3 protein-coding genes are annotated in these 3,734 nt (G+C 73.1%); 2 read left to right on the top strand and 1 reads right to left on the bottom strand.

All coding sequences use genetic code 11. The features are described 5' to 3' along the window. Positions 1–456 precede the first annotated feature (456 nt). Positions 457–1,908 carry a PrsW family intramembrane metalloprotease gene (locus AB0B76_RS30745; RefSeq protein WP_360382205.1) on the top strand — a complete coding sequence of 484 codons (1,452 nt, stop codon included), beginning with the start codon at positions 457–459 and terminating at the stop codon, positions 1,906–1,908. Here AB0B76_RS30745 and AB0B76_RS30750 read toward each other — a convergent pair whose 3' ends face one another. After that, entirely contained in the window at positions 1,909–2,226 is a 318-nt protein-coding gene (locus AB0B76_RS30750) for a co-chaperone GroES (protein ID WP_360382033.1), read from the bottom strand. Positions 2,227–2,391: 165 nt separating this feature from the next. On the opposite strand from AB0B76_RS30750, the gene AB0B76_RS30755 reads away from it, so the two are divergent. Further along, a complete protein-coding gene (locus tag AB0B76_RS30755) occupies positions 2,392–3,633 on the top strand; it encodes an AI-2E family transporter (protein WP_360382034.1) in 1,242 nt (413 codons plus the stop codon). Positions 3,634–3,734: the final 101 nt, after the last annotated feature.

Below are 3,734 nucleotides of genomic sequence, written 5' to 3' on the forward strand. Positions count from 1 at the left end.
CCGCCGCCGGCGTGGGGCCAGCCGGGCCAGCCGCCCACGTCAGGGCCGCCGCCGGCGTGGGGCCAGCCGGGCCAGCCGCCCACGTCAGGGCCGCCGCCGGCGTGGGGCCAGCCGGGCCAGCCGCCCACGTCAGGGCCGCCACCCGTGCCGGGCTCGCCGGCGGGGGGCCAACCGCCGCAGCCGCCTGCACAAGAGCCCGCCTCTGGCCCGCCCCCGTGGGGCCACCCAGGACAACCGCCTGCCGCACAACCGCAACCGCCCGCTTCCCCGCAGCCGCCCGTGCAGGAGCCCGCCTCGGTCCCGCCGGCGGGGGGCCACCCGGGTCAGCCGCCGGCGTCCGCGCAACCGCCCGCCGGCGCGGCGGCCGCCTGGGGCCGTCCCGACCAGCAGCCCCAGTGGGGCCAGCCCGCCGCGGTGCAGCCGAGCGCGCCGCCCGGCTTCGAGTGGGGCCGCCCGATGACGCCCCAGGTCGCGGCCGGCCAGCTGTCCGGGCCGCCGATGATGCCCTCCTCCGCCGTACCCAACGTGACCGAGGCGGCGGAGCCGCAGATCGGCCGCGCGGAGTACGCGACCGCCGCGCTGGCCCTGGCCGCCGCCCCGCCCGCCAAGCGCTCCGACCGCCGCCGGCTCTGGACGCTGATCGGCGTCATGGGGTTCATCGCGGCCTGCGGCGTCGCCGTGCTCGCGTTCTTCGGCTTCAACGGCGGCTGGACGGCGCTGGTCGTCGGCGTGGGCTCCGCGGTGATCCCGGTGCCGGTGCTGGTCTCCTGCTTCCTTTGGCTGGATCGGTACGAGCCCGAGCCGGTCAAGTATCTCGTCTTCGTCTTCGGCTGGGGCGCCTGCGTGGCGACCGGGGTGGCGCTGGTCGTCAACACCGCGGGCTCCTACTTCGCCGAGAAGGCGGGGCTGTCCGACGCGCTCGTCGCCGTGCTCGTCGCGCCGCTGATCGAGGAGAGCATGAAGGCGCTCGGGCCGGTGCTGCTGTTCTGGCGCCGCCCGCGCGCGTTCTCCGGCATCATCGACGGCATTGTCTACTGTGGACTGTCGGCGACCGGGTTCGCGATGGTCGAGAACATCCTGTACCTGGGCTTCAAGGGCTACGGCGAGACCGCCGACAAGTCCGGGCCCGTGACCGGGGCCGCGGCGCTGGTCGGCATCTTCATCGTGCGGATCCTCATGACCGGGTTCGCCCACCCGCTGTTCACCTCGATGACCGGCATCGGCCTGGGCTTCGCCTCGCGGTCCTCGGCCCGGGCGGTGCGCTTCCTCGCCCCGCTCGCCGGCCTGCTGGTCGCGATGATGCTGCACGGCTCGTGGAACCTCATGTCGGTCACCGCGTCGACGAGCGCCTGGGTCCTGCTGTACGGCTACTTCGCCGTGATGATGCCGATCTTCCTGTGCATGGTCGGCTTCGCGCTCTGGCTGCGCGCCAACGAGGGCCGGCTGACTGAGCGGGTGCTGGGCGAGTATGCCCGGGCCGGGTGGTTCTCCCCGCCCGAGATCGCCGCGCTCGGCACGCTCGGGCGCCGGCTCTCCGCGCGCCGCTGGGCCAAGCGGGTGGCCGGCGACGCCGGGGCCAAGGCGATGCGGGCGTTCCAGTTCGACGCGACGCGGCTGGCGCTGCTGCGCGACGGGCTGCACCGGGGGCTGGACAAGGAGCCGAAGCGGCGCATGGAGGCCCTGGCCGAGGAGCGGCAGCTACTCATCGCGCTCGACGCGTACCGCCAGGTGTTCGTCGGCCGCGACCCGCAGTCGCCGCGGGCGGTGTGGGACGGTTCGCGGTACCACATCACCTTCCCCGACGGCATCGTGCGCGTCCTCGATGCCCCGGCGACTCCGGTGGTACCCGTGCCGATCTCGCTGGCCCCGCCGCCCCCACCGGTCTTCGCGGCGCCCTATTACCGGTAACTAGAGGTAGAGGCCCGTCGAGTCCGGCTCGACGCGCCGGGCCGCGACCGCGTGCACGTCGCGCTCGCGCAGCAGCACGTAGTCGCGGCCCTGCAGCTCGACCTCGGAGCGGTCCTCGCCGTCGAAGAGCACGCGGTCGCCGGAGACGATCGAGCGCACGTTCGGCCCGACCCCGACCGCGGTCGCCCACGACAGCCGCTTGCCGACCGAGGCCGTCGCCGGGATCACGATGCCGGAGATGTGCCGCCGCTCGCCCTCGGCACCCTCCAACCGGACAAGCACCCGGTCGTGCAGGAGCCGGATCGGCAGGGCATCCACGGATGTGGGTGGATCTTCGGTGGACCCCTGGTAACCAGCGGCGGGTTGTGCTGTCACGCTTGCGACGCTACCGCCTCGGTGCGTGCCAACGCCGCGCGACCCGGTCTACCGTGGGGAGTCGCCGTCGGGTACAGCAACGTCGGGGTGCAATCGGGGAGGTAGTCCGTGGGCCGGTTCGACAAGGTACGCGCCAATCTGCGCCAGGCCTATCTCCAGCGTCTGGCGGAGGTGCAGGCCGAGCGCGAACTGGCGGCGGTCGAGGAGCCCGAGCCGGAGCCGGCCCCGCCCGCCCGCGAACTCGACCACGCGACGACGACGAGCCGGGACGACGCGGAGGTACCGCACGGCCTGCGCATCGCCACCGCCTGGTCCTGGCGCCTGCTGATCCTGATCGCGGCCGCGGCCGTGCTGCTCTGGCTCGTCGGCCGGCTCAAGACCGTGCTGATCCCGCTGAGCATCGCGCTGCTGCTCTCGGCCCTGCTCGCCCCGGTGATGGGCGTCCTGCGCCGGCGGGTCAAGCTACCGCCGTCGCTTGCCGCGTTCCTCGTGCTGATCATGGGCCTGGGCGCGGTCGCGGGCGTCCTCACCCTGGTGGTGAGCGAGTTCGTGGCGGGCTTCCCGGCGCTGGCCGAGAAGGCGTCGGCCGGCGTGTCGCAGATCCAGGAGTGGCTCACCACCGGCCCGCTGCACCTCAGCGGCCGCCAGCTCGACGCCACCTTCGACGCGGCCACCACCTGGCTCAACGACAACCGGGGCAGCCTTACCGACAGCGCCGTGAACACCGCCACGGCGACGGTGGAGTTCCTGGCCCTGATGCTGCTGATCCTCTTCGTCACCTTCTTCTTCATGCGCGACGGCAAGCGGATCTGGCACTTCGTGACCGGCATCCTCCCCACACCGGCCCGCGACCCGGTCCGCCGCGCGGGCGAGGCGGCGTGGCACACGCTGGTCGCGTACGTGCGGGCGACCGTGCTCGTCGCGTTCATCGACGCGCTCGGCATCGGCCTGCTGCTGTTCTTCCTCAACGTGGACTTCTGGTTCCCGCTGGGCACCCTGGTCTTCCTGGCCGCGTTCGTGCCGATCGTGGGCGCGACGGTCTCCGGCGCCGTGGCCGTGCTCGTCGCCCTCGTGGACGAGGGCCCGATCACCGCCCTGGTCGTGCTGATCGGCGTGATCGCGGTCCAGCAGCTGGAGGGGCACGTCCTCCAGCCGCTGATCATGGGGCGCGCTGTTTCGGTACACCCGCTGGCCGTGATCGTGGCGATCGCGACGGGCGTCGTGCTCGCGGGGATCATCGGCGCCCTGGTGGCCGTGCCGCTGGTGGCGGTGCTGAACACGGGCATTCGCCACCTGGTCCAGCACCGCAGCGAGCCACCGCCCGACGCGGTGATCGTCTCCTCGGAGTGAGCTCCCGGCTCACCGCGATGAGTACTGACTTATCCGGCGGCGGGGTATAAATCCGATAAGTCGTGGCGCGGAGCGCCCGACTTATCGGTTCACGACCCGCG

This window comes from Dactylosporangium sp. NPDC049140, from assembly GCF_040648435.1.